Source organism: Mariprofundus aestuarium (assembly GCF_002795805.1).
GTDB lineage: Bacteria > Pseudomonadota > Zetaproteobacteria > Mariprofundales > Mariprofundaceae > Mariprofundus > Mariprofundus aestuarium.
Genome location: NZ_CP018799.1, coordinates 998,555 through 1,020,297, shown reverse-complemented (window position 1 = coordinate 1,020,297; position 21,743 = coordinate 998,555). Strand labels below are relative to the sequence as shown.

Genomic DNA, 21,743 nt, shown 5'->3' with positions numbered 1-21,743 from the left:
ATCTACTCCTTCTTTCCAACTACGGTTTTTACCGCTGCCAGAAAATCATCCACATCTTTAAACTCTCTATATACAGAGGCAAAGCGCACATAGGCCACACCATCAAGCCTGCGCAACTGCTCCATCACAAAATCACCCACACTAGCTGCAGCAATCTCCGGTTCACCCTGCTCCTGCACAGAGCGAAGCACCGCATTAACACCCTTCTCCAGCGCCTCTGCCGAGACCGGACGCTTCTCCAGTGCCTTCTGCATACCCGAGTGAATTTTACCTATACTGAATGTCTGCCGCGTACCGTCCTTCTTCACTACCAGCGGCAGCTTGAGCTCAGCACGTTCATAGGTAGAGAAACGCTTGCCGCATGCTTCACACTCACGACGACGGCGCACAGCAGCACCATCCTCCACTACACGTGAATCGACCACGCGCGTGTCATCGTTTGCACAATAGGGGCAAAACATTCAGATCAGCTACAGGCTAACGTTTAACGATCTTAACTTTCGTAAATCGGAAAACGGTCAGTCAGTTTGCGTACATCCTTAAATACTGCTGCATGAACAGCAGCATCCTCCGGAGCATTCAGCACCTTCAGAATCATCTCACCAACCAGACATGCATCAGCCTCTTCCATACCGCGTGCGGTAATCACGGAAGCACCAATACGAATACCGGAGGTAACAAACGGGGACGCAGGGTCAAACGGGATGGTGTTTTTGTTGGTGGTGATGCCGGCTGCTTCCAGCGCCTCTTCAGCCTGCTTGCCGGTAATGCCCTGTGGGCGAACATCAACCCGGAACATATGGCAGTCGGTACCGCCGGAAACAATGCGTAGACCACCCTCAGTCAGAGTCTTGGCCAGAGCACGTGCATTGGCGATCACCTGCTTCTGGTCAGCCTTGAACTGTTCACCAAGTGCTTCACCGAAGGCAACCGCCTTGGCTGCGATAACATGCATCAGCGGGCCACCCTGGATGCCAGGGAAGATACGCGAGTTGATCTTCTTATAGATCTCTTCGTCATCGGTCAGAATCATGCCGCCACGCGGTCCGCGCAGGGTTTTGTGGGTTGTTGTGGTAATCACGTGGGCATGCCCTACCGGACTCGGGTAGACGCCAGCTGCAATCAGGCCTGCATAGTGCGCCATATCCACCATCAGGATGGCACCAATAGAGTCAGCAATTTCGCGCATACGTGCAAAATCAATACCGCGCTCATATGCCGATGCTCCACCGATAATCATCTTTGGACGATGCACTTCTGCCATCTTCTGCATGACATCGTAATCGATCAGTTCATTGTCCTTGCGAACTCCGTAGGCCACAACCCCATAGAGGCGCCCTGAGAAGTTCACAGGAGAGCCGTGAGTCAGGTGGCCACCGTGTGAAAGGTCCATACCCATGATGGTGTCACCGGTATTCAGCAGCCCCATAAAGACGGCCATATTGGCTTGAGATCCGGAATGCGGCTGTACATTGGCGTATTTGACGCCAAAAAGTTCGCAAGCGCGCTGCTGTGCCAGTGATTCAACCACATCAACATGCTCGCAGCCGCCGTAGTAGCGGCGACCCGGATAACCTTCAGCATACTTGTTGGTCATCACAGAACCCTGCGCCTCCATCACTGCACGCGAGACGATATTCTCACTGGCGATAAGCTCCAGTGTGTGCTGCTGGCGACCCAACTCGGCTGCGATGGCATCTTTGACTACCTTATCGGCGAGTGGCGCATTAAAAAACTGACTGCGATCGGACATGAAAACTCCTAAAAATGACAAAAAGGCGATGTTATCACACGCCTTTTCCCTCTACTCCCGAGCAATGAGGAATTCGGGGCGCGTATTATGTCGAATCGAAACTGCCGCGTCACCTTCGATTTCCACGAAAACCCCAATCCGGTCTCGCTACTGTAGCTGGTGCATCCCCTCATAGAACATGAAGCGACCCGCATCGGCTGGATTCATGCGCACCACAACATCCACGACAGACTCATCCACTGTTTTAGATAGCACCGAACCTTTCTGGTAACAGAAAGCCAGCGAACGCCCGTCTGAAACATCCAGTTTCAGGTGCAGTTCGTGCATATCCTGCTGCAGCCAGTCGGTCAGCAACGCAATCAGATCCCCCACCCCATCACCTGTGACGGCAGAGAGTGCAATGCGGCTACCCGATACCATTTCGGCGCGATAGCTCTCCAGCCCCGGAGCCAGATCCTTCTTATTCATCACCTCAACCACCGGCGGAGCCAGATCACCCACCAACCCCATCTGCTCCAGCGTCTGCTCCACAACCTTGCCCTGTTCAGCCAGCATCGGGTCAGCAGCATCGCGCACATGCAGCACCAGATCAGCCTCAATCACCTCCTCAAGTGTAGCCCGAAAAGCATCGACCAGTTCATGCGGCAACTCCTGCACAAAACCCACTGTGTCGGAGAGCATCAACCGCAGGCCACCGGGAAGCTCCAGCAGCCTCATGGTAGGATCGAGTGTGGCAAAGAGCTGGTCAGCAACATAGACGCCCGATGCAGTCAGATGATTGAAAAGTGTCGATTTGCCGGCATTGGTGTAACCCACCAGCGCCACGGTCGGAATATCCTTCTTTTTGCGCCCGGCCCTCTGGGTTGCGCGCATCTGGCGCACCTTCTCCAGATCCTTCTCCAGGGATTTAACCTTGCCCATAATCATACGGCGATCGAGTTCAAGCTGGCGTTCACCCGGTCCACCCATAAAACCGAAGCCACCACGCTGACGCTCCAGGTGGGTCCAGCTGCGCACCAGCCGGCCAAGCTGATAGTTGAGGCTGGCCAGCTCCACCTGTAAGACACCCTCACGGGTGCGGGCACGCGATGCGAAAATCTCAAGAATCAGGCCGGTACGATCCACCACCTTGGCATCCCATGCCTTCTCCAAGTTACGCTGCTGTACAGGTGTAAGCGGATGATCCACAAACACCACCACAGCCTCCTGAATTTCAATCTGCTGGCGAATATCCTCAACCTGCCCTGAGCCAAGCAGGGTGCCAGACAGTGCCCTGCGCACTGTGAAGCGAAGCGATTCTACCAAGTTGCAACTGCTGGTCTCAACAAGCCTGTCGAACTCTTCAGCGCGCGCTTTCCACGCATAATCACTGATACGCCGGCTGGAGAGTTCAGGGTGCACACTGATAGCAATATCCGGCGCCTGTTGTGTATCGTTCAATTCGCCACTCATCGGTTTCGCAGTATCTCCATCATGTTATCTTTCAAATCTTCAGCGCTGCCATGCACAGCGTCCGGTGTCTGATGGTTGAACCAGGTCACCTGCCGTTTGGCGTAGCGACGCGTAGCCGTAACAGTGTCACTAACCGCTTTTTCTAAACTCAGATCACCCTTCAGGTGATCGAGAAGCTGCCGGTAGCCGACCGCCCGCATCGCCGGATGAGTATCAGGCAGACTTAACGCTGCAAGCCAGCGCACCTCATCCAGCCAACCCGCCTCCATCATGGCCTGGCAACGTGCGGCAAGCCGCTCACGCAAAAGCTCGCGCTCAACATCGATTACAAAGACCGGGCAATCAATTGTCACCACCTGGCTGGAAGCCTCAGCCTGCCAGTCGGCGAGTGAACGTCCTGTACTCTCCAGCACGCAGAGTGCGCGCATGATGCGTTGGCTATCGTTCGCTTCCAGCCGCGCAGCCATCACCGCATCATGCTCCTGAAGGTAGCTGAACAGCCCCTCTGTCCCCTCCACCCACTGAAGCATTTCGAACTTTTTACGCACCGCTTCCTTCTCGTCCGGAATATCTGCGAAGCCTTGTAAAAGTGCTTTGAGATAAAGGCCGGTACCACCGACAATCAACGGAGTCCGCCCCTGCTCATTCTCCGATTTGATCACAAGCCGCGCTTCCTGGGCCCAGCGCGCAGCCGAATAGAGGTCAGGCATCTCGCAACAATCTACAAGATAATGCGCAACCTCTTTCCGCTCAGCCTCGGTCGGCTTCGCCGTGCCGATATCCAACCCTCGATAGAGCTGCATTGAGTCACAACAGATAATTGCGGTTTGCGACTGGGCAGCCAGCCGCATCGCCAACGCCGATTTACCGGTGCCGGTTGCCCCCATCAGGGCTACTGCCTTAAGTGCGTGAGTCATAAGCGATCCTTTGTATAAATACCTTGCATCCGGGAAAATCTCTTGATCAGAGCGTGCCAAAGTGGACTCAGCATCAGTGTCAGCGCTATAACCAGAACCGTCATGGTGTGCATATTCTCATCAATCAGGGCTACATGCAGACCAACGGCCGCAAGCAGAAAGGAGAATTCACCGATCTGGGAAAGCAAGCCGGCAGTGATCAACGATGACTCCCATGGCTCCCCGAGTGCACGCATGACAAACACGTTACTGCCCGAGTTAAAGAGGAATACCAGCAAAGTCAATCCGAATACCATTTCAATATTGGCCAGCAGGTAGTCGATCTCCACAAGCATGCCGACAGAAAGGAAGAACATCGCCATGAATATCACCTGCACAGGGCCGATATGCTCATGCACCCATTGCGACTGATCCGATGATGCCAGCAGCACACCGGCAAGGAATGCCCCCAGAGCCGGAGAGAGACCCAGCCAGCCGGTCAGTGATGCCGAACCCAGGCAGAGCAGGAGACCAAGCATCATCCGGTGTTCGTAACTGCCCAGCAGAGCCTTAGGGATATGAAACCGCTTGCTGCGCATCAACCAATAGACAAACAGCAGGATCGCAACCCCACCGGCCACCTGTATGGCGATATGGGAAAACGCGACTTTATCGCTGTCACCGAGCATACTGAGAATAACCATCATCGGAATAATGGCCATATCCTGAACCAGCAGTACACCAAGCGCATTCTGCCCCATCGGCAGCTCCAACTCTCCCGAGTCCTGCAACATCCTCAGCACCACAGCAGTACTGGAAAGACTGATAATAAAGCCGTAAAGCACGCCCTGTTGCCAGCTCATATCAACCAACAGGGAAAGAGCAACGCAAGCGACCACACTGATCACGATCTGAACATTGGTGCCGACAAAGGCTATTTTCCAGCCAGCCATAAGGCGCGGAATGGATACCTCCATGCCGACAAAGAAAAGCAGCATGATCACACCGATTTCTCCAATGCGGGTCACCAGATCGTGATCCTCGATAATGGCGAACCCGGAAGGGCCAATCACAATACCGGTAAGGATATAGGCGACGACAATCGGCAGCTTCATGCGCATGGCGGCATAAGCCATCAGCATAGAGAAAAACAGCACAATGGTGATCACCAGAATCACCGGATCTAAGTGCATTTAATACTCATCACTCTTTCCTGCCAAAGAGGCGGTCGAGATCGTTCAGCGACAAGGATACATAGGTCGGACGACCGTGGTTGCACTGGGCAATGTTGGGGGTCTGCTCCATCTCGCGCAGCAGTGCCTCCTGCTCCTGATGTGAAAGCAGCCGGCCGGACTTGATCGAGCCCTTGCAGGCGCGGTTACCGAGCCAGCGCTCAAGAATCCGCCCCAGCCCGCGACCATCCCCTTCCGCATCGCTCCCCATCAACATGATACTCTGCACAAGTTCAGCCACCAGTTCACTTGCAGCTTCCCGTACCAGCATCGCAGGAACAGCAAGAATCAGGAAAGACTCCTCACCACTGATCTCAAGCTCCACCCCGAAGGGCTCCAGCTCTTCAACGTGATCATGCAGCCATGCCGCCACCTTGCCACTCAAATTCAGCGGTTCGGGGGTCAGAAGTTTCTGGCTGGAGACCTTTTTACCTGCCAGTTGTGTTTTCAGCTTTTCGTAGGTCATGCGCTCGTGTGCCGCATGTTGATCGACGAGAATCACACCGGCTTCGGTCTGCGCCAGAATGTAGCAGCGGTGAATCTGGGCTAGCGGATGACCGAGATTCAGCTGCCCTGCCCCGTACTCAGCTCCCGGCTCGGAAACAGCCGCTGCAGAGAAGAGAATACGCTGCATATCTTTCGGCATAGGGTTGGAACCGGTCGATGGCGCTCTGAAATCACCGGATGAAAAACGCGGCATGCCACCACGCCCCATCGAAGGTGATGCCGACCCTCCGTAATGCATCGAGCGCATCGCCTGGTCCGTCGTAGTTGAAGAGACAGCCTGCCCCATCTTCTCAATCGCCGCCCGAATACAGGATATCACACCCGCCCGTACGGCCTGCGGAGACCTGAAACGCACCTCGCGTTTGGCCGGATGAACGTTGACATCGACATCAGCAGGATCGATCTCGATCCTGATGACCGCCACAGGATAGCGGTCATGGAACATCACATCGCGGTAGCCCGCCCGAACTGCGGCAAGCAGCTGTTTGTCGCGAATCACACGACCGTTCACCATGAAGAGCATGCGCGTAGAGTCACGGTGATGGAAGGTCGGCAACCCCAGATGACCTGAGATCTGCATCCCCTCATGCTCTATGGCCATCTCGATACTATTATCGGAAAAATCACTACCCAGAATCGCCATCACACGTGATCGTTCATCCTGTGGTGTGAAATCAAACCGCTTGCGACCATCGAGCTCCAGCAGCATCGCCACGGATGGATTGGCCAGCGCCAGAGCACGAAAAACCTCGATGATGGCGGCATCTTCGGTTTTATCTGTACGCATAAAGTTCAGACGTGCAGGTGTATTGAGAAAGAGGTCGAGCACCTCGATACGGGTACCCATTCTCGGTGCAGCCGGACGCACCTCGGTGGTGGCACCACCATCCACGCGCACCTCCACCCCTTCACTGCTTCCTGCCAGGGCTGTCTGCATGCGAAAACGGGAGACCGATGCGATTGAAGGCAGTGCCTCGCCGCGGAAACCGTGGCTGGCAATCAGATGCAGGTCCTCTGATGTTTCGATCTTGCTGGTGGCATGACGCTGCAGTGCAAGCTCGGCATCGGCTGCTGACATACCGCAACCATCATCTTCAATGACAATGGACTTCTTGCCTGCGGCTGTAATGCGCACCACAACCTTGGTCGCACCCGCATCAAGCGAATTCTCCACCAGCTCCTTGACCGCAGAGGCCGGGCGTTCCACCACTTCACCGGCAGCAATCTGGTTGGCGACCTGAGGCGATAAGATATGAATCAGATGTTCAGTGGTCATAGAAGCGCAGTCTGGTGAAGAGAAACAGCGATGATGAAGCTCCTTGCAAGAAAAGTGGCGTAAATCTGCAAGCTTTAAGCGCAACAATCCACCCTCACAATCAAAGGGTGCACATATTCCTTCCGCTCCTAGAGTGTAGCAATTCCAAACCGGAGGTCTGACATGGGCGATGCGGCAAACACGATAACAAAGATGAAAGGTAATCCGCTCTTTGCCCTCCTTCCCTCAGAAGGTCTGGCTCAACTGGCCGATCACAGCAGAATTGAAACATTTAGTGCAGGTGAAAAACTGATTGAAGAGAATGGCAAAAACAGGTCGCTATTCCTGCTGACTTTGGGTGAGGCGAAAATCGTATCCAATGGCACCGAGGTGGATCGGCAGAAGGCCGGTGACACCGCCGGTGAGGTTTCGATGTCGAAGATCAGCCCGCCGGTTGCCGATGTGATTGCGGTGAGTGATGTAGAGGCGATTCTGTTTCCAAGCGAAGTGATTGATGAAGTGTCTGCCAGATACCCTGATTTTTCCAGACAGCTTCGCGAAACAGCCATGAAAAAGGTTTACGATAGATAGAAAGCTAAACTGACACCACCAAAAGCACATTTACACAATAGGCCTGTGCGACTGAAGAGCCCCCGCTTTACCGCAACGCCTGAAGCTTTCAGCTTGAGTTCAGATAACCGCACTAAAGTTGCGGCCATGATGAGAAACAACCAAATTATCTGGGATCCACTGGTGCGTATCTTCCATGCGCTGCTCATGCTCTGCTTTGCAGTGGCATGGTGGTTCGAGGATGACTATCTCTATCTGCACCTGCTCTGCGGCAGCACTGTTCTCGGCCTGGTTTTCTTCCGCATCATCTGGGGCTTTGCCGGCACGCGCTACTCCCTGTTCCGTGATTTCCCGCTTGCCTCCCGCCTGCTTCTTTCCCACCTCAAAAGCCTCTGGCAGCTGCGCAAAAACAGCTATCCGGGGCACACCCCCGCCGGCAGCTTCATGATTGTCGCACTCCTCCTTCTGCTTCTGCTTCTGAGCCTGAGCGGCGTAGCGGTTTATGCACTGCAGACAGGTCACGGACCTATGGCCGGCTGGGCAGGCGCAATCGATTTTCAGCGCGAGATATGGATGACAAAGATTCACAGCCTGCTCGCCGACAGCATCGTATTGCTTGTGCTGCTGCATGTAGGCGGCGTACTGATTGAAAGCCTTTTACATAAACAGAATTTACCTCTGGCCATGATTACCGGCCGCAAATCAAGAAAGGAGAGAGAGAAATGAAACGAATCGGAATCATTTTTTTGCTATTGATAGGGCAACCAGCCATGGCTGCTGATGTTGTTGAGGATCTGTTAAACGGTTACCGGAGTGAAGGCGCCGGCCCGTTCGATGCAGCAGCTGGCCGGATACGGTGGCAACAGCAGCATCTACAGGCGAACTTAGAGCAACAGGTTAGTTGTGCCTCATGCCACAGCCCGGACCTGACCCAAACCGGCAAACACATTAAAACCGGAAAACTGATCGAGCCACTGGCGGTTCGCGTTAACCCCGACCGCCTGACCGATGCTGAGAAAATCGAGAAGTGGTTTAACCGCAACTGCAACTGGACCTACGGCCGCGCCTGCACAGCGCAGGAGAAGGGCGACCTTCTGCTGTTTATTCAAAATTATTAATTGAGGAGATGTATATGAATAAAAAAATTGCGACAGGCGGTGCTATCATGGCACTATGCATAGGCCTTTCGGTCTCTTTTGTTGCCGTTGGCGACGATGACTGGTGGGGTGACAAAGATCGGAGTTATGGTGAGAGAACCAAATCCGTGGCAACAGTGATGAACAAAGCCTACGAGAGCGAGTGCGGCGCATGCCACTTTGCCTATCAGCCAGGCTTCCTGCCAGTGCGCTCATGGGTGAAAATCATGGGCAGCCTTGAGGATCACTTTGGCGACAATGCGGCACTTGATGCCCCCACCGGCAAGGAGGTTCTCGCCTACCTGAGCGACAATGCTGCAGACCGCATGAACCAGCGTTTCAGCTACAGCATCCTGCGCTCAATCCCGGAGGATGCTGCGCCGCTGCGCATTACCGAAACCCGTTTTTTCACCCGCGAACACCATGAGCTTCCGAACCGCCTTGTCAGGGACAACCCAAAGGTACGCTCCTTCTCCAACTGCCAGAGCTGCCACACACAGGCGGCACAGGGCTCGTTCAATGAGCACAGCGTGGTTATCCCCGGCTTCGGCCGCTGGGACGACTGATTGATGCGCCTGCTAATCGTTCTCCTCCTGCTATCGCTGACGGCTATCTCTCCAGTGGCATGGGGGGATGAGGAGGATCATGAGCGGGCACACAGACTGATGCATGAGCATCAGGTATTGCCGCTCAGCCGCATCGCAGAAATCATCGCCACCCCCTACCCCGGCAAGATTCTCGACCTTGAACTGGAAGAGGAGGATAACGGCCTGATTGTTTATGAGATAAAAATCCTCGGCGAGGATAGTGGCGTGCGCAAAATCAAGGTGGATGCCCGCACCGGCAGCGTGCTAGAAAGTGAGGTAGATGACTGATGCGGTTGCTACTGGTTGAAGATGACACAGCACTCTCCGCCACCGTGGCCGATTTCCTGCGCAGCCACGGCTATGCAGTTGACCTTGCCGAAGATGGTACCGAGGCCGCCTTTCTCGGCAGTAGCGAGCCTTATGATGTGATCGTCCTGGATCTGGGATTACCCGGCCTCGGTGGTATGCAGGTGCTGCAGCAGTGGCGCTCTTCGGGCATCACTATTCCGGTACTTATACTGACTGCGCGCGGTGCCTGGCATGAGAAGGTGGACGGGTTCCGTGCCGGGGCCGACGACTACCTCACCAAGCCGTTTCACTCCGAGGAGCTGCTGGTGCGCCTGCAGGCGCTGGTTCGCAGAGCACACGGCCATGCAGGCGGCGAACTGCAGGTAGGCCCGCTCAGGCTTGATGAGGAGAGGCAGCGCGTCTCCATCCACTGCGCAGGGCAAGAGAAAACCATCGAGCTCTCCGGTGTCGAGTTCCGGCTACTCAAATACATGATGCTGCAACCGGGAAAAATCCTCAGCGCCAGCCAACTTGTTGAACATGTCTACGACTACAATGATGAGAAGGAGTCGAATGTCATCGAGGTCTATATCAGCCGCCTGCGCAAACGCCTCGGCAAAAGCGCCATTCTGACCAGGCGTGGACAGGGGTATGTCTTCAATCCGGATGGCGTATGCGATCACTGAGCCAGCGCCTGAGTCTCAGCCTTGCTGCAAGTCTGGCCCTCTTCTTCCTGCTGCTGGCATTCATCTTCGGTATTGAAAGTGAATCGCTGAGCGAAAACACAGTCCTCTCCCGTATGGAGCACGATATGGAGAGCGTATTGGCTGCGACTCGCCTGCAGGGTGATCAGCTGCTGCTCGACCCTGCCAAGATCGATGCCATCTATGAGCGCCCCCTATCGGGCCACTACTTCCAGATTCGCGCAGGTGATCAGTTGATCCGTTCACGCTCACTATGGGACCAGAGTCTGCAGAACCTAGACACAGGCATTCACCGCGATATCACCGGCCCAGACGGACAACACCTGCTGCTGCTAAAGCGTGAATACAGCATCAACGAAAATACCATAAGCCTAACCATCGCCGAAGATATGTCGGAACTCTACCATCAGGCCCGGATATACCAGAAGCGATTGCTGTTGCTGCTGTTTCTTACCCTGCTGGCGCTGCTCGGGCTGCAGGTCTGGGTAATCAGGCGGGCAATGCGACCGCTCGGCCAGGTGCGGCAGGCGTTGCAGCAACTTGAACAGGGTGAGAGCCAGCAACTGCAGCTCGACCTGCCGAGTGAGATCAATCCCCTGGTGCAGGAGGTAAACCGCCTGCTGCTGGTGATGCAGGAGCGCCTGGCCCGCTCCCGCTCAGCCACAGGCAACCTCGCACATGCCCTGAAGACACCGCTTGCGGTTATCAGGCGCACGCTGGAGAGCGGCTCCGCGAACGATGTGATTGGCGAGCAAGCGGGAAAGATCGAATCACTGATCGAGCGTGAACTCTCACGTGCACGGCTGGCCGGTTCAGCTCCCGGTGGCTTCTGGCCGGAGCCAGAGCAGGATCTCAGGGATATGGCCGCCATGCTGAAAAAAGTGCATGGTGAAAAGCTCCAAATCGAACTAGAAATACAGTCCAACCTGCATCTTCCGGCCGACCGCGAGGATATGCTGGAGCTAATCGGCAACCTGCTCGACAACGCCTGTAAATGGTCCAGGCAGCAGATCCGCAGCACACTGCGGATGAATCATGAGCTTGAACTCATCGTCGAGGATGATGGACCCGGAATGGCTGAGGGTGCATGGCAGGAGCTGCTGCAGCGTGGTATGCGCAGCGATGAATCGAGGCCTGGACACGGTCTGGGACTGGCGATCGTCAACGATATCGTCACCACCTATGGTGGCCGAATCAGTGCTGGTAGATCCGAAACGCTTGGCGGTCTGCGCGTTGAGCTGTCACTGCCGCTTCAAAGCAACCAGAAACCCACAAAACAGTAAGCCTCCCCTTTCAGTTTCATTTCAGCTTGACGCCATAGCGTCATCGCGTCCGCCGTTCCGACCGGCATCAATCTAATATGGAGCACTCAATGAAAAAAACCGTAACATCCTTTATCGCTGCCTTGGCTGCCATCACCTCAATGGCATCTGTCGCACACGCAAGCGACCCTTACGTCGGCGTCGGCGTCGGCTCATTCATCCTCAACGACGGTATCTCGAAAAAAGCCAGCACCATCGGAACCTATCTGCAGGTTGGAGATAATTTCTCGGAGTTTCTTGGTGGTGAAATTCGCATCGGAACCAGCGGCAGTACCAAGGAGGAGTTGGCTATCATTGCGGGTAACAAGATTGACTACTTTGCTGCAGCATTCCTGAAGCCGCAGATCAAAATTGCTGAAGATTTCACCGGTTACGCGCTGATTGGTGTGGGCACCATCCGCGCCACCCACTCCCCTGTTGCAGGACTCTCCTCGAGCAAAATACGCAGTGGCCTTGGTTACGGCCTGGGGTTCTCCTACAGCGCCATGGACAACCTCGGCATCTCCGGCGAATGGTCACACCTGAACAGCAAACCTAAAGGAGCAAGCTCCGCCAACTACAAGGGTGTCAGCGCTAGCATGTACACCCTATCGCTGCAGTACCACTTCTATTGATCTTCTGATCTCCTCTCGAAAAGGCTGTAGTGGTACAGCATGGGGACGGCCTTCCGGTTCATACCGGAGGGCCACCTCTCACAGAGAGGCCTAGCTCCTGAAATAGACAACCACAAGATGGTAACCGAATTTTGACTTGATCGGCCCGTGCACCTTCAGCAGCGGTTTCTTGAAAACAACATCCTCAATCGGCTTTACCAGCTGGCCGGGATAGATCTCACCGAGATCGCCATCCCTCTTTTTAGAGGGGCAGGTTGAATGCTTTCTCGCCAGTTTGCCGAAATCTTCACCTCTGGCGAGCCGCTGTTTCAGCTGCTCGGCCTCATCCTTTGTTTTTACCAGAATATGTTTCGCCATCGCACTACGCATTAAGGTTCCTACCTTCATTATTTAATCACAGCAATATCTCAAGGGGTAAGGTCCATCTTTACACGACTATCCATTCTTATTGGTAGGCCATTAACCTTTCTTTGAACGCACGAAGAATATTACACTCCCATATCTACCGAAGAAGTCCAACGATACAGATCAGGACTAAAGCGCCGCCAATGATCTGTTTGAAGGTGGCTGAATCGCCTGCCATCAGGCGTTCGTGCAGCTTGAGGCCAACGATATGGCCAAGGGCGGCGCAGGGCAGCAGCCAGAGGTGATGGAACCACCAGAAGTCGATGCCTGCCCAAAGCAGCACCGAGAGTTTGATCACCACCAGTATAAACCAGAGGACGAAGAGAGTATTGCGCAGCTGTTCTATGGTCACGTGCCGTGCGAATACCGCAACAATCAATGGAGCGCCAATCAGTGAAACACCTGCGGCATAGGCGCCGCTGATCAGCAGCGTGTTATCCACCCAGGGGTTGCCACCTCTGATCTGGAATTTAAACAGGTAGCAGAAGGCATAAAAGAGCGTGGTAAGATAGACAAAAACTACGACCCACTCAGGAGGAAGGGTCAGCAACCCAAACACGCCGATCAGCATGGGTATGATCATGATGCCGAGTGCCTTTTTCAGGTATGGCCAGTTGACCGCATGAATGCGGGAACTGACCGTGATGGATGAGAAGAAAAGCAGATGTATTCCGATCAGCGGCAGCCAGATCAACGCATCATCAACAACCAGTAACAGCAGCGGCAAGCCAAGCGCGGCACCACCAAATCCAAGTCCTGAACGTACAAAGCCGGTCCAGACAAAAATCAGTGCCGTGGCAATATATTGCCATGCTTGCAGGTCATCCATGTGGTTTTAAGGAATTAGCTGATCTGTTTGGGAACAGGCAGCGACAGGCCCGTGGAGTTGCGCATCAGCAGCTGCTTGATCGCACCGGAGTTTCCCATCAACCGCATGCCGAGCCCTCTAACCTCTTTCAGCCCCGGAATCGTGCCGGTAAAGATCTGGTGCAGCCCCTCCATGGAACCCATCACCGAGAGCACATCCGGCATACGAAGCTTCATATAGCGCTCCAGCACATCCATCTTACCCCAGTCTTCATCAAAGCGTCTTGCATCGGATATCTCCTGAGCCAGCACCATCGCATCGCGCAGCCCCAGATTCACACCAAGCCCCGCAAGTGGATGAATGCAGTGCGCCGCATCGCCGATCAGTGCCACGCGATCGCGCACAAAATGTTTGGCAAGTCGTGCAATCAGAGGGAACGCCGTCCGCTCACCTGCCTCGGTTATACGCCCCAATACAGGGCCGAATGTAAGGTTCAGCGCATCGAGGAATGCATCCCCATCCATCGTCATCAGACGATCCGCTTCACTGCTCTCGGCACTCCAGACAATGGAGCATAGCCCTTCCGTCATCGGCAGCATCGCCAAGGGACCGGTCGGCAGGAAACGCTGGAAAGCGACACCATTGTGGTCGCGCTCAGGACGCACAGTTGCAACAATCCCCTTCTGTTTGTAATCGCGCTGCCAGACACCAATCCCAGCCTGTTCGCGAATCCATGAACGCCCGCCATCAGCACCGACAATCAGCGGCGTGGTCAGCACACGCCCATCAGCTAGTTTGACAAGTACATGCTCCTCAAGCCACTGCACCTCGACAATCTCGGCAGGCGAACAGAACTCGATATTGTCGCTCTCCAGCATCGCTTTATGCATCGCCTTCTGGGTGGCCGAGTTCTCAATCAGGCAACCCAGCACATCCTCACCAATCTCGCTGCCATCAAAGCGGATGCCACCCTGCTCCTGGTTGTCCCAGATACGCATGCTGCGCATGGGGCCGGCATCCTCCTGCAGATATTTCCAGACGCCGAGCCCCTGCAGGATTTTCACATTACCCATTACAATGGCAGAGACACGGCAGTCGCGATCCAGTGATTTGCGCACCGGCGGCTCGCCGCGTTCAATCACCACAATATGCAGGCCTGAATGGCGCAGTGCGCAGGCAAGGGCAAGCCCCACCATACCGCCACCAACAATAATCAGATCCGCATGATCGGCATGTGAGGTCATAATAGTTCTCCTGTAACTGCCTGCATCTGGCCGATACCGGATGCCTGCCTGAGCAGCAGCCCCTGCAGCGACGGTGTAAAGGCCATCTTCTCCAGTGCCAGGCCGCGCAGCAGTTTCGCGCCCGGAATTGTGCTGCCAAAGGTGTGTGTCATCGACTCGGTAAAGCCGGCAACAGCCATCACATCAGCGCGGCGTTTCTCGGCATAACCCTGCAGAATAATCGGCTGGCCAGGATCGCTGTGGGCAAGCTCACCATCCAGCATGGTTACCATATCCTGAACATCCCGGAATCCGAGGTTCATCCCCTGCCCTGCCACCGGATGGATCGTATGGGCGGCATTACCGACCAGTGCAATACGTGGTGCCGTAAACTGTTTGGCGATGGAGAGCTCAAGCGGATAGCTGGCTCGCTTGGAAACAGCGGTAATAGCGCCGATCTCGGCCATCGTATTTTCTCCGACTGCCCTTTGCAGCGTAGAGATAAAAGCCTCATCACTCATGGCGAGAAGCTGGGTTGCCTCGGCAGGTGCCATAGCCCAGACGATCGAGAAACGACCATCGGCCAGTGGCAGGAGTGCCAGAGGACCGGAATTGCGGAAACACTCGTGCGCAAAATCGCGGTGCCCTTTCTCGCAACTTACCGATGCCACAAGGCCAAAACGGTTGTAATCCCAGCCGAACAAACCAATGCCAGCCATGCGTCGAATCTGGCTGTGGGTACCATCTGCCGCAACCATCAGTGCAGCAGTTAATTGGTGTTCACCTTCACCTGTTGAAAGGGTTATCTCCACACGCTCACTGTGCTGTGTAAACTCTGAGAGCGATGCGGGTGAAAAGAGTGTGACCGAAGAGGCGCGCAGCTTTTCGTACAGCGGTTTCAGCAACAGTCCCATCTCGACCACATAACCAAGCTCTTCCATAGCCGGCATGTCGTTACGGCCATCGCTGGCATCGATATCAACACGACCGCGGTTACCCGGTTCTGTGACAATGATATGGCGAATATTGCCAACGCCGCCCTCTTCAACACCCTGCCAGAGGCCAAGGCGCTCAAGGTGGCAACGGGAGCCGTAATTCAGGGCTATAACGCGTTCCGGGTTGCTGGATGAAAATGAGGGTTCAGCGTGCTCAATTACTGCTACAGAGTAGGCCAGATGCTCCAGTTCAAGGGCTAGCGTCGCCCCAACGGCACCGCCGCCGACAATAACAATATCAAAATGTTCTGCTTTGCCCATGCGTATCCCCCACGCTCCATCCCTAACCGCATTATCCTTGCGGGTTTAAATAGGATTGCAAGCTGTTGGCAACCCGCTCCTCTGCGGCTTGACACCTGCATGCCGGATGACAATGCTTCGCGCCGTCTCCGATAGATCAATTGCAATGCCTGAGTGGTGGAATTGGTAGACACCCGGGATTCAAAATCCCGTGCCCTCACGGGCGTGCCGGTTCGACTCCGGCCTCAGGTACCAGCAAGCAATTTCAAAGATTAACAATCTTTGAAATTGCGCGATAGGGAGAAACGATTCATCGTTTCTATCTTGCCACTACAACCACCTTCACAGTCAGTTGTCACCCCTCCACTCAAAACATTCGCCCCATCTTACCTATCAAACCCCGATCTTTTCTAAGAATTTTCCTAAAACCAATCCTGCTTTTAGCTGCTATAATATATTCATGAATAGATTCCTTCTGGTTCGCGCAATCGCGATGCTGGTATGTCTGGCCGGCATCATCGTCATGCTAGGCTGGCTCTATGACATACCGCTGCTTAAAAGCATCCTGCCTCACTGGGTTAGCATGAAGTTCACCACGGCTCTCTCATTTCTTCTCAGCGGCCTGGTGCTGCTCGGTATCGTCAAAGCTACTGAAACCCATTCGATTCAATCCGGTATATTTATGCCTGCTGTGACCATGGGCATCCTGCTGCTGATGGGAAGCCTGCTGGCCTCAAGCCTGACGGGAATTCATACCGGCATAGAGGGCTGGTTTATTGAGGACGTTTCCCATGCGGTCAAAACAGTAATTCCGGGCATGCCCTCCATCGGAACGATGGGGGCATTTATCATCATCTCATTAAGCGGTGTCGTTACCCTGATGAACCCGATGAAAGCCACCCACCTGCTGGTGACAGGTTGTATTGAGAGCGGCTTCAGCTTCACCGCACTTCTCGGTTACCTCGTCGATAAACCGGCCCTTTACTACCATATTGAGGGGATCAGTAGCGCCATGGCAGTGCATACCGCCATCCTGTTTGCCATGCTGGGAGTGGGACTGCTTCTTCTCGGCAGTACAAGAAAGAGCAGGGCTAGATGAAACTGAAGTGGCGGCTGGCCATTGTATTTCTGTTCATCGCCATCATCCCGATGACCTTTATCGCCAACTTGAGTTACAGCAACACACGGGAAGCGATGATGACATCCATCATCTCTGACCTTGAGACCATTGCTGACCTTAAAATCTTCAACATCGAACGGTTCATCTCAGAACGAATGGGTAATGTCCATGTGGCCATGCTAAACACATCCGTACGCCAGTTTCTGGAACACGACTGCAGTGAGCAAAACTGTGAGCATGTAGACTTGAAAGAGCTTTCCAGGCAGTTGGAGAGCTTAACCCGGGCATACGGCTTTCATGATGTGATGCTGCTCGACAGAGCAGAAAGGATTCAATTTATCGCCAACAAGGAACATCACAACCTCGAAACGCTCGGCGCTACTGTTCCAGACTACTTTGACGGAAAATTCACACCCGAACTGGAAAGGGTCTCGATAAGCCCCACATTTCAATATCCCGGTGGCAACAGACCATTCGGCAGACTTATCTATGCGCCGATTCGCAATCATGCCGGGGAGAGAGTCGGCAATATTCTTTTTGAAGTGGATATGTCGACCCTGTTCAACCTCATCCAGAATGCTGCGGGTCTGGGCGTCAGCGGAGAGACGCTGATCGCCAGAAAGGATGGGGACGACATCCTCTTCCTGAATCCACTTCGCCACGATCCGGACGCAGCCATGAAACGGTATGTTCCAGTCGGATCAAACCTTGCGTTACCGATACAGAAGGCGCTTCAAGGAAAAAGCGGCTCCGGCCTCTCAATCGATTATCGCAACAGAGAGGTGATTGCAGCATGGCGTCCACTACCCAATAGCAATTGGGGTGTGGTAGCCAAGATTGACCGTGAGGAAGCATTTGCTCCAATCGAGCATATCAGGAAGCTTATCTTGCTGATCGGCTCCATTGCAGCATTGATCGTGATTTTGATCGCCTGGACCATGGCACGCTCCATCGCCTCCCCCATTCAGTCCCTTCAGGAGGGGATGAATGAGGTGGCAAAAGGAAATTTTGATACCTCGGTCGCCACCGATGCAAAGGATGAGATAGGCCAGCTCTCCCGCACCTTCGATGCCATGACCAACAGGCTGAAAGAGACGATGGCCTCACGCGATGAACTGAACGATGAGATTGAGACTCGCAAGAGAGCTGAAACCGGCCTGATTGCAGCCCAGCAGGAGGCGGAGCGCGCCAATACCGCCAAAAGCGAATTCCTGGCCCGCATGAGCCATGAGATTCGCACGCCGATGAATGCCATTATCGGACTGAGCCATCTGGCACTGAAGACCGACTTGACGACCAAACAGGAGGATTACCTGAAGAAGGTTCAGGCGGCAGGAAAATCCCTGCTGCACCTGATCAACGACATCCTCGACTTCTCGAAGATCGAAGCCGGCAAACTTGAGCTCTCCAGTGAAACCTTCGATATCGACGAGGTGCTCAACAGTGTCGCCAATATCACCAGCATCAAGGCGGCAGAGAAGAAGCTGGAGCTGGTATTTCATGTCAAATCTGAGGTGCCGATCAGGCTGGTCGGCGATGCGGTTCGGCTGGAGGAGATTCTTCTCAACCTGATCGGCAACGCGCTGAAGTTTACCGACAAGGGTGAAGTGATCGTCACTGTCGATAAGGCAGCTGAAGATGGTGAGACGATCACACTAGATTTTTCTGTCAGCGATTCGGGCATAGGTATTCCAGAGGATGGCATGCAGGCCCTGTTTGAACCGTTCGACCAGGCGCACGGCGACATCTCACGCAACCTTGGTGGCACAGGACTAGGCCTGACGATCTGTCGCCGCCTGATCAACCTCATGGGTGGGGAGATTGAGGTGGAGAGTAGTGTCGGCAAAGGCACCACCTTCCACTTTAGCGCCACATTCGGCAGCACCCACAACGGCAGCCATAGCAAACCCGTCCCCCAGGACAACCTGAAAGGCATGAGGGTACTGGCCATTGATGACAACAAGGCGGCCAGGAGCATGCTTAAAGAGACCCTGACATCCTTCACCTTCAAACCGAGGCTTGCCTCCTCCGGCAAACAGGGGATCAAACTGGCCGGTGAGGCTGAGCAGGAGCCCTATGGGCTGATCTTTATCGACATGGAGATGCCCGGCATCAACGGTCTGGAGACCTGCCGTGAAATCCGCCGACTGGAGGCCTACAGGGACGTCCCAGTGGTGCTTCTGGCACTGCCCTACAGTGGTGAAGAGACATACGACAAAGTAAAGGAGATCAACAACTGCAACATCATCTCCAAGCCCTTCAACCCCTCCACGCTCTTTGATGCGATCATGGATCTGTATGGCTACAGGCGCCATGTCACTGCCCATGAGTCGCTGAAAGAGTTACCCAAGAAGAAATTGCGCCTCCTCAGTGGCTCCAGCCTTCTTTTGGTTGAGGACAATGAGATCAATCAGCAGGTGGCTACCGAGATGCTTGAGCAGCTGGATTGCACCGTTGATATCGCCAATGACGGAATCGAAGCAGTAGAAAAACTCCGCATCCATCCATATGCACTCGTGCTCATGGACATTCAGATGCCACGCATGGATGGGCTGGAGGCCACACGCCGGATTCGCAAACTTGCAGAAGATTCATCATACCACCACTTGGCTGAGACCCCTATTATTGCGATGACCGCACATGCGCTGGTTGGCGACCGCGATAAAAGTATTCAAGCCGGCATGAATGACCACATCACCAAGCCGCTCGACCCTCAGGAGCTGGCCAGAACATTGGTTCAGTGGCTGCAGGCAGAAGATACCACCATGGATACACAGGCTCCTGAAATCCAGGATAACAGCCGGCCAGAGACCCTGCTTCCACCCATAGATGGGTTTGATGTTGGCACTGCAGTTGAACGGCTGGGTGGAAACAGCAAGCTTTACAGGAAACTGCTGAACACATTCAGCAACAGCAACAGGAATGCAGCTTCCCGCATGCGTCATGCCGTTGGCCATAAAGATTTCGCTGAAGCCGCCAGACTTGCTCACTCCATCAAAGGGGTGGCATCCAACCTCGGGGGCAATGAACTGGCCGGGATCACAGGAGAGATTGAAAAGGCCGCCACCAGGGGCAAAGGGAGTGCATTGGAGAGGTTAATCGAACCATTCGAGCAGCAACTCACCCGGGCGCTGGCAAGCATCACTGCTTCAACAGAGACGGGGCAAGATGACCTGCACATAGAGAGCAGTGAAATCAGCATGGTGGAGCTGGCACAACTGATCAGAGAACTGGAGGTTGCCTTGGAAAGTGACCTTGGTGTGGCAGCAGCCAAACTTGAGCTATTGCGGCCTTTAGTCTATAAAAGTGATACGAAAGTTCTATTCGAACAGCTTGAGAACGCCATGGATGCATTCGATACGGATAACGCAAGAGCCTCCCTACAGATGATCCGCGAGCACTTTGGTCTACCACTGGAGAAGGAGGTGTGACCGTGGAGAAGCAGAAAATTCTGGTTGTCGATGATATGGTGGAGAACATCCACCTGCTTATCGAGACGCTCAAGGATGAGTATGCCCTGATTGCCGCCACCAGTGGCAGCAAGGCACTTGAACTTGCAATCAAAGAGCCAGTACCGGACCTTATCCTTCTCGATATCCAGATGCCGCTTATGGATGGTTATGAGGTTTGCAGAAGGCTGAAGCAGGAGAAACGGAGCCGTTATATTCCGGTGATCTTCGTAACCTCACTGAATGAGGATATTAACGAAACAATGGGGCTGGAGATCGGCGCCGTGGATTACATCCGCAAACCGATCAAACCAGCGCTGGTTAAGTCACGCATCCATAACCATCTGGAGCTTAAACGCTACCGCGATCACCTTGAAGAGGTGGTTATCGAACGTACCCGCGAGGTTATCCTGACGCAGAATGCCCTGATCGAAAGCATGGGGGCACTGGCCGAGCAACGTGACCCTGAAACCGGTGGCCATATCAACCGCACCCAGCACTATATACGTGCCCTCGCCGAGGCATTGAAAGAGCATCCCGATTTTGAACAGGAACTTGATGACCTGACCATAGACCTGCTTTTCAAAACTGCCCCCCTTCACGATATCGGCAAGGTCGGTGTGCGCGATGAAATCCTGTTCAAGCCGGCAAAGCTCACTACTGGAGAGTTTGAGGAGATGAAGAAGCATGTCCTCTTCGGCACCGCCGCCATTAAAAGCATCGAGACTAAGCTTGGGCATGCTCCCATGCTAAATATCGCCCATGATATCATTGAGGCGCACCACGAGAGGTGGGATGGCAGTGGCTATCCGAACGGCACAAAAGGGAGGAGCATCCCGCTTCCAGGCAGGCTGATGGCACTGGCAGACGTATACGATGCACTGATCAGTAAACGTGTTTATAAAGAGGGCTTCCCTCATCAACAGGCCGTCAGCATCATAAACGAAGGCAGCGGCAACCATTTTGACCCTGCCATTGTTGATGTCTTCCTTAAACAGCAAGAGCAGTTCCGCGAAATCGCACTGCAGTTTTCTGATACTGAAGAGGAATAGGTTGTTCTTTCGAAGAGGCAATGACAGCAACAAAACCATCTTATCCTGCTGCAACTGAAAACCGTCACCACCAAACCGCCGAAACTTGCGACTCCACAGCAACACTCTTATGCTCTGCTATGTGTTTCAAGCTGG

The 21,743-nt window shown here is 54.2% G+C and carries 21 protein-coding genes and 1 tRNA gene; 12 read left to right on the top strand and 10 right to left on the bottom strand.

Going from position 1 to position 21,743, the window contains the following annotated elements; genetic code table 11:
• Positions 1-2: 2 nt before the first annotated feature.
• From nrdR to mutL, 6 genes are all read right to left on the bottom strand, one after another.
• Positions 3-461 (bottom strand): transcriptional regulator NrdR, encoded by a 459-nt coding sequence (nrdR, locus tag Ga0123461_RS05040; RefSeq protein WP_100277330.1) that lies wholly within the window; start codon positions 459-461, stop codon positions 3-5.
• Positions 462-493: 32 nt separating this feature from the next.
• Positions 494-1,753, bottom strand: coding sequence for a serine hydroxymethyltransferase (gene glyA / locus Ga0123461_RS05035; protein ID WP_100277329.1), 1,260 nt, complete (start codon positions 1,751-1,753; stop codon positions 494-496).
• A gap of 147 nt (positions 1,754-1,900) precedes the next feature.
• Positions 1,901-3,205 carry a GTPase HflX gene (gene hflX / locus Ga0123461_RS05030; protein WP_100277328.1) on the bottom strand — a complete coding sequence of 435 codons (1,305 nt, stop codon included), beginning with the start codon at positions 3,203-3,205 and terminating at the stop codon, positions 1,901-1,903.
• Positions 3,202-4,122 carry a tRNA (adenosine(37)-N6)-dimethylallyltransferase MiaA gene (gene miaA, locus Ga0123461_RS05025; protein ID WP_100277327.1) on the bottom strand — a complete coding sequence of 307 codons (921 nt, stop codon included), beginning with the start codon at positions 4,120-4,122 and terminating at the stop codon, positions 3,202-3,204. Before miaA ends, hflX begins: the two co-directional genes overlap by 4 nt.
• On the bottom strand, positions 4,119-5,294 hold the full coding sequence (locus Ga0123461_RS05020; protein ID WP_100277326.1) for a cation:proton antiporter: 1,176 nt from the start codon (positions 5,292-5,294) through the stop codon (positions 4,119-4,121). Before Ga0123461_RS05020 ends, miaA begins: the two co-directional genes overlap by 4 nt.
• A 10-nt stretch (positions 5,295-5,304) precedes the next feature.
• Positions 5,305-7,116 carry a DNA mismatch repair endonuclease MutL gene (gene mutL / locus Ga0123461_RS05015; protein ID WP_100277325.1) on the bottom strand — a complete coding sequence of 604 codons (1,812 nt, stop codon included), beginning with the start codon at positions 7,114-7,116 and terminating at the stop codon, positions 5,305-5,307.
• Positions 7,117-7,278: 162 nt separating this feature from the next.
• Here mutL and Ga0123461_RS05010 point away from each other — a divergent pair, with 162 nt between their 5' ends.
• The 8 genes from Ga0123461_RS05010 (at position 7,279) to Ga0123461_RS04975 (ending at position 12,316) form a co-directional block, all read left to right on the top strand.
• Positions 7,279-7,686, top strand: a complete 408-nt coding sequence (locus tag Ga0123461_RS05010) for a cyclic nucleotide-binding domain-containing protein (protein WP_100277324.1) — start codon at positions 7,279-7,281, stop codon at positions 7,684-7,686.
• A gap of 45 nt (positions 7,687-7,731) precedes the next feature.
• Positions 7,732-8,391 carry a cytochrome b/b6 domain-containing protein gene (locus tag Ga0123461_RS05005; protein ID WP_157819234.1) on the top strand — a complete coding sequence of 220 codons (660 nt, stop codon included), beginning with the start codon at positions 7,732-7,734 and terminating at the stop codon, positions 8,389-8,391.
• The gene (locus tag Ga0123461_RS05000; RefSeq protein WP_100277322.1) at positions 8,388-8,783 is read left to right on the top strand and encodes a DUF1924 domain-containing protein; all 396 of its coding nucleotides are present in this window, start codon (positions 8,388-8,390) and stop codon (positions 8,781-8,783) included. The genes Ga0123461_RS05005 and Ga0123461_RS05000 overlap by 4 nt, the downstream gene beginning before the upstream one ends.
• A gap of 14 nt (positions 8,784-8,797) precedes the next feature.
• Positions 8,798-9,367 (top strand): diheme cytochrome c, encoded by a 570-nt coding sequence (locus Ga0123461_RS04995; protein ID WP_198507132.1) that lies wholly within the window; start codon positions 8,798-8,800, stop codon positions 9,365-9,367.
• 3 nt (positions 9,368-9,370) lie between these two features.
• Positions 9,371-9,676 carry a PepSY domain-containing protein gene (locus Ga0123461_RS04990; protein WP_100278689.1) on the top strand — a complete coding sequence of 102 codons (306 nt, stop codon included), beginning with the start codon at positions 9,371-9,373 and terminating at the stop codon, positions 9,674-9,676.
• A complete protein-coding gene (locus Ga0123461_RS04985; RefSeq protein WP_100277321.1) occupies positions 9,676-10,362 on the top strand; it encodes a response regulator transcription factor in 687 nt (228 codons plus the stop codon). Before Ga0123461_RS04990 ends, Ga0123461_RS04985 begins: the two co-directional genes overlap by 1 nt.
• Positions 10,350-11,663 (top strand): sensor histidine kinase, encoded by a 1,314-nt coding sequence (locus Ga0123461_RS04980; RefSeq protein WP_100277320.1) that lies wholly within the window; start codon positions 10,350-10,352, stop codon positions 11,661-11,663. Before Ga0123461_RS04985 ends, Ga0123461_RS04980 begins: the two co-directional genes overlap by 13 nt.
• 89 nt (positions 11,664-11,752) lie before the next feature.
• Positions 11,753-12,316: an outer membrane beta-barrel protein gene (locus tag Ga0123461_RS04975; protein ID WP_157819233.1), complete on the top strand. Its 564-nt coding sequence runs from the start codon at positions 11,753-11,755 to the stop codon at positions 12,314-12,316.
• Between the two features lie 90 nt (positions 12,317-12,406).
• Here the strand turns inward: Ga0123461_RS04975 and Ga0123461_RS04970 are convergent, their stop codons facing one another.
• From Ga0123461_RS04970 to Ga0123461_RS04955, 4 genes are all read right to left on the bottom strand, one after another.
• On the bottom strand, positions 12,407-12,685 hold the full coding sequence (locus tag Ga0123461_RS04970) for a peptidylprolyl isomerase (protein WP_100277318.1): 279 nt from the start codon (positions 12,683-12,685) through the stop codon (positions 12,407-12,409).
• Positions 12,686-12,818: 133 nt separating this feature from the next.
• The gene (locus tag Ga0123461_RS04965) at positions 12,819-13,550 is read right to left on the bottom strand and encodes a TSUP family transporter (RefSeq protein WP_100277317.1); all 732 of its coding nucleotides are present in this window, start codon (positions 13,548-13,550) and stop codon (positions 12,819-12,821) included.
• A 14-nt stretch (positions 13,551-13,564) separates the two neighbouring features.
• Positions 13,565-14,773, bottom strand: a complete 1,209-nt coding sequence (locus Ga0123461_RS04960; protein ID WP_100277316.1) for a UbiH/UbiF/VisC/COQ6 family ubiquinone biosynthesis hydroxylase — start codon at positions 14,771-14,773, stop codon at positions 13,565-13,567.
• Complete coding sequence (locus tag Ga0123461_RS04955; RefSeq protein ID WP_100277315.1) at positions 14,770-16,008, bottom strand: FAD-dependent monooxygenase; 1,239 nt, start codon at positions 16,006-16,008, stop codon at positions 14,770-14,772. Before Ga0123461_RS04955 ends, Ga0123461_RS04960 begins: the two co-directional genes overlap by 4 nt.
• Before the next feature lie 147 nt (positions 16,009-16,155).
• Between Ga0123461_RS04955 and Ga0123461_RS04950 the strand changes: the two genes are divergently transcribed.
• From Ga0123461_RS04950 to Ga0123461_RS04935, 4 genes are all read left to right on the top strand, one after another.
• Positions 16,156-16,242 (top strand) — tRNA-Leu (locus Ga0123461_RS04950).
• A 205-nt stretch (positions 16,243-16,447) separates the two neighbouring features.
• Positions 16,448-17,086: a hypothetical protein gene (locus Ga0123461_RS04945; RefSeq protein ID WP_157819232.1), complete on the top strand. Its 639-nt coding sequence runs from the start codon at positions 16,448-16,450 to the stop codon at positions 17,084-17,086.
• Positions 17,083-20,538 carry a hybrid sensor histidine kinase/response regulator gene (locus tag Ga0123461_RS04940; RefSeq protein ID WP_100277313.1) on the top strand — a complete coding sequence of 1,152 codons (3,456 nt, stop codon included), beginning with the start codon at positions 17,083-17,085 and terminating at the stop codon, positions 20,536-20,538. The genes Ga0123461_RS04945 and Ga0123461_RS04940 overlap by 4 nt, the downstream gene beginning before the upstream one ends.
• Positions 20,535-21,608 carry a response regulator gene (locus tag Ga0123461_RS04935; RefSeq protein WP_418289087.1) on the top strand — a complete coding sequence of 358 codons (1,074 nt, stop codon included), beginning with the start codon at positions 20,535-20,537 and terminating at the stop codon, positions 21,606-21,608. The genes Ga0123461_RS04940 and Ga0123461_RS04935 overlap by 4 nt, the downstream gene beginning before the upstream one ends.
• The last annotated feature ends 135 nt before the right edge of the window (positions 21,609-21,743 follow it).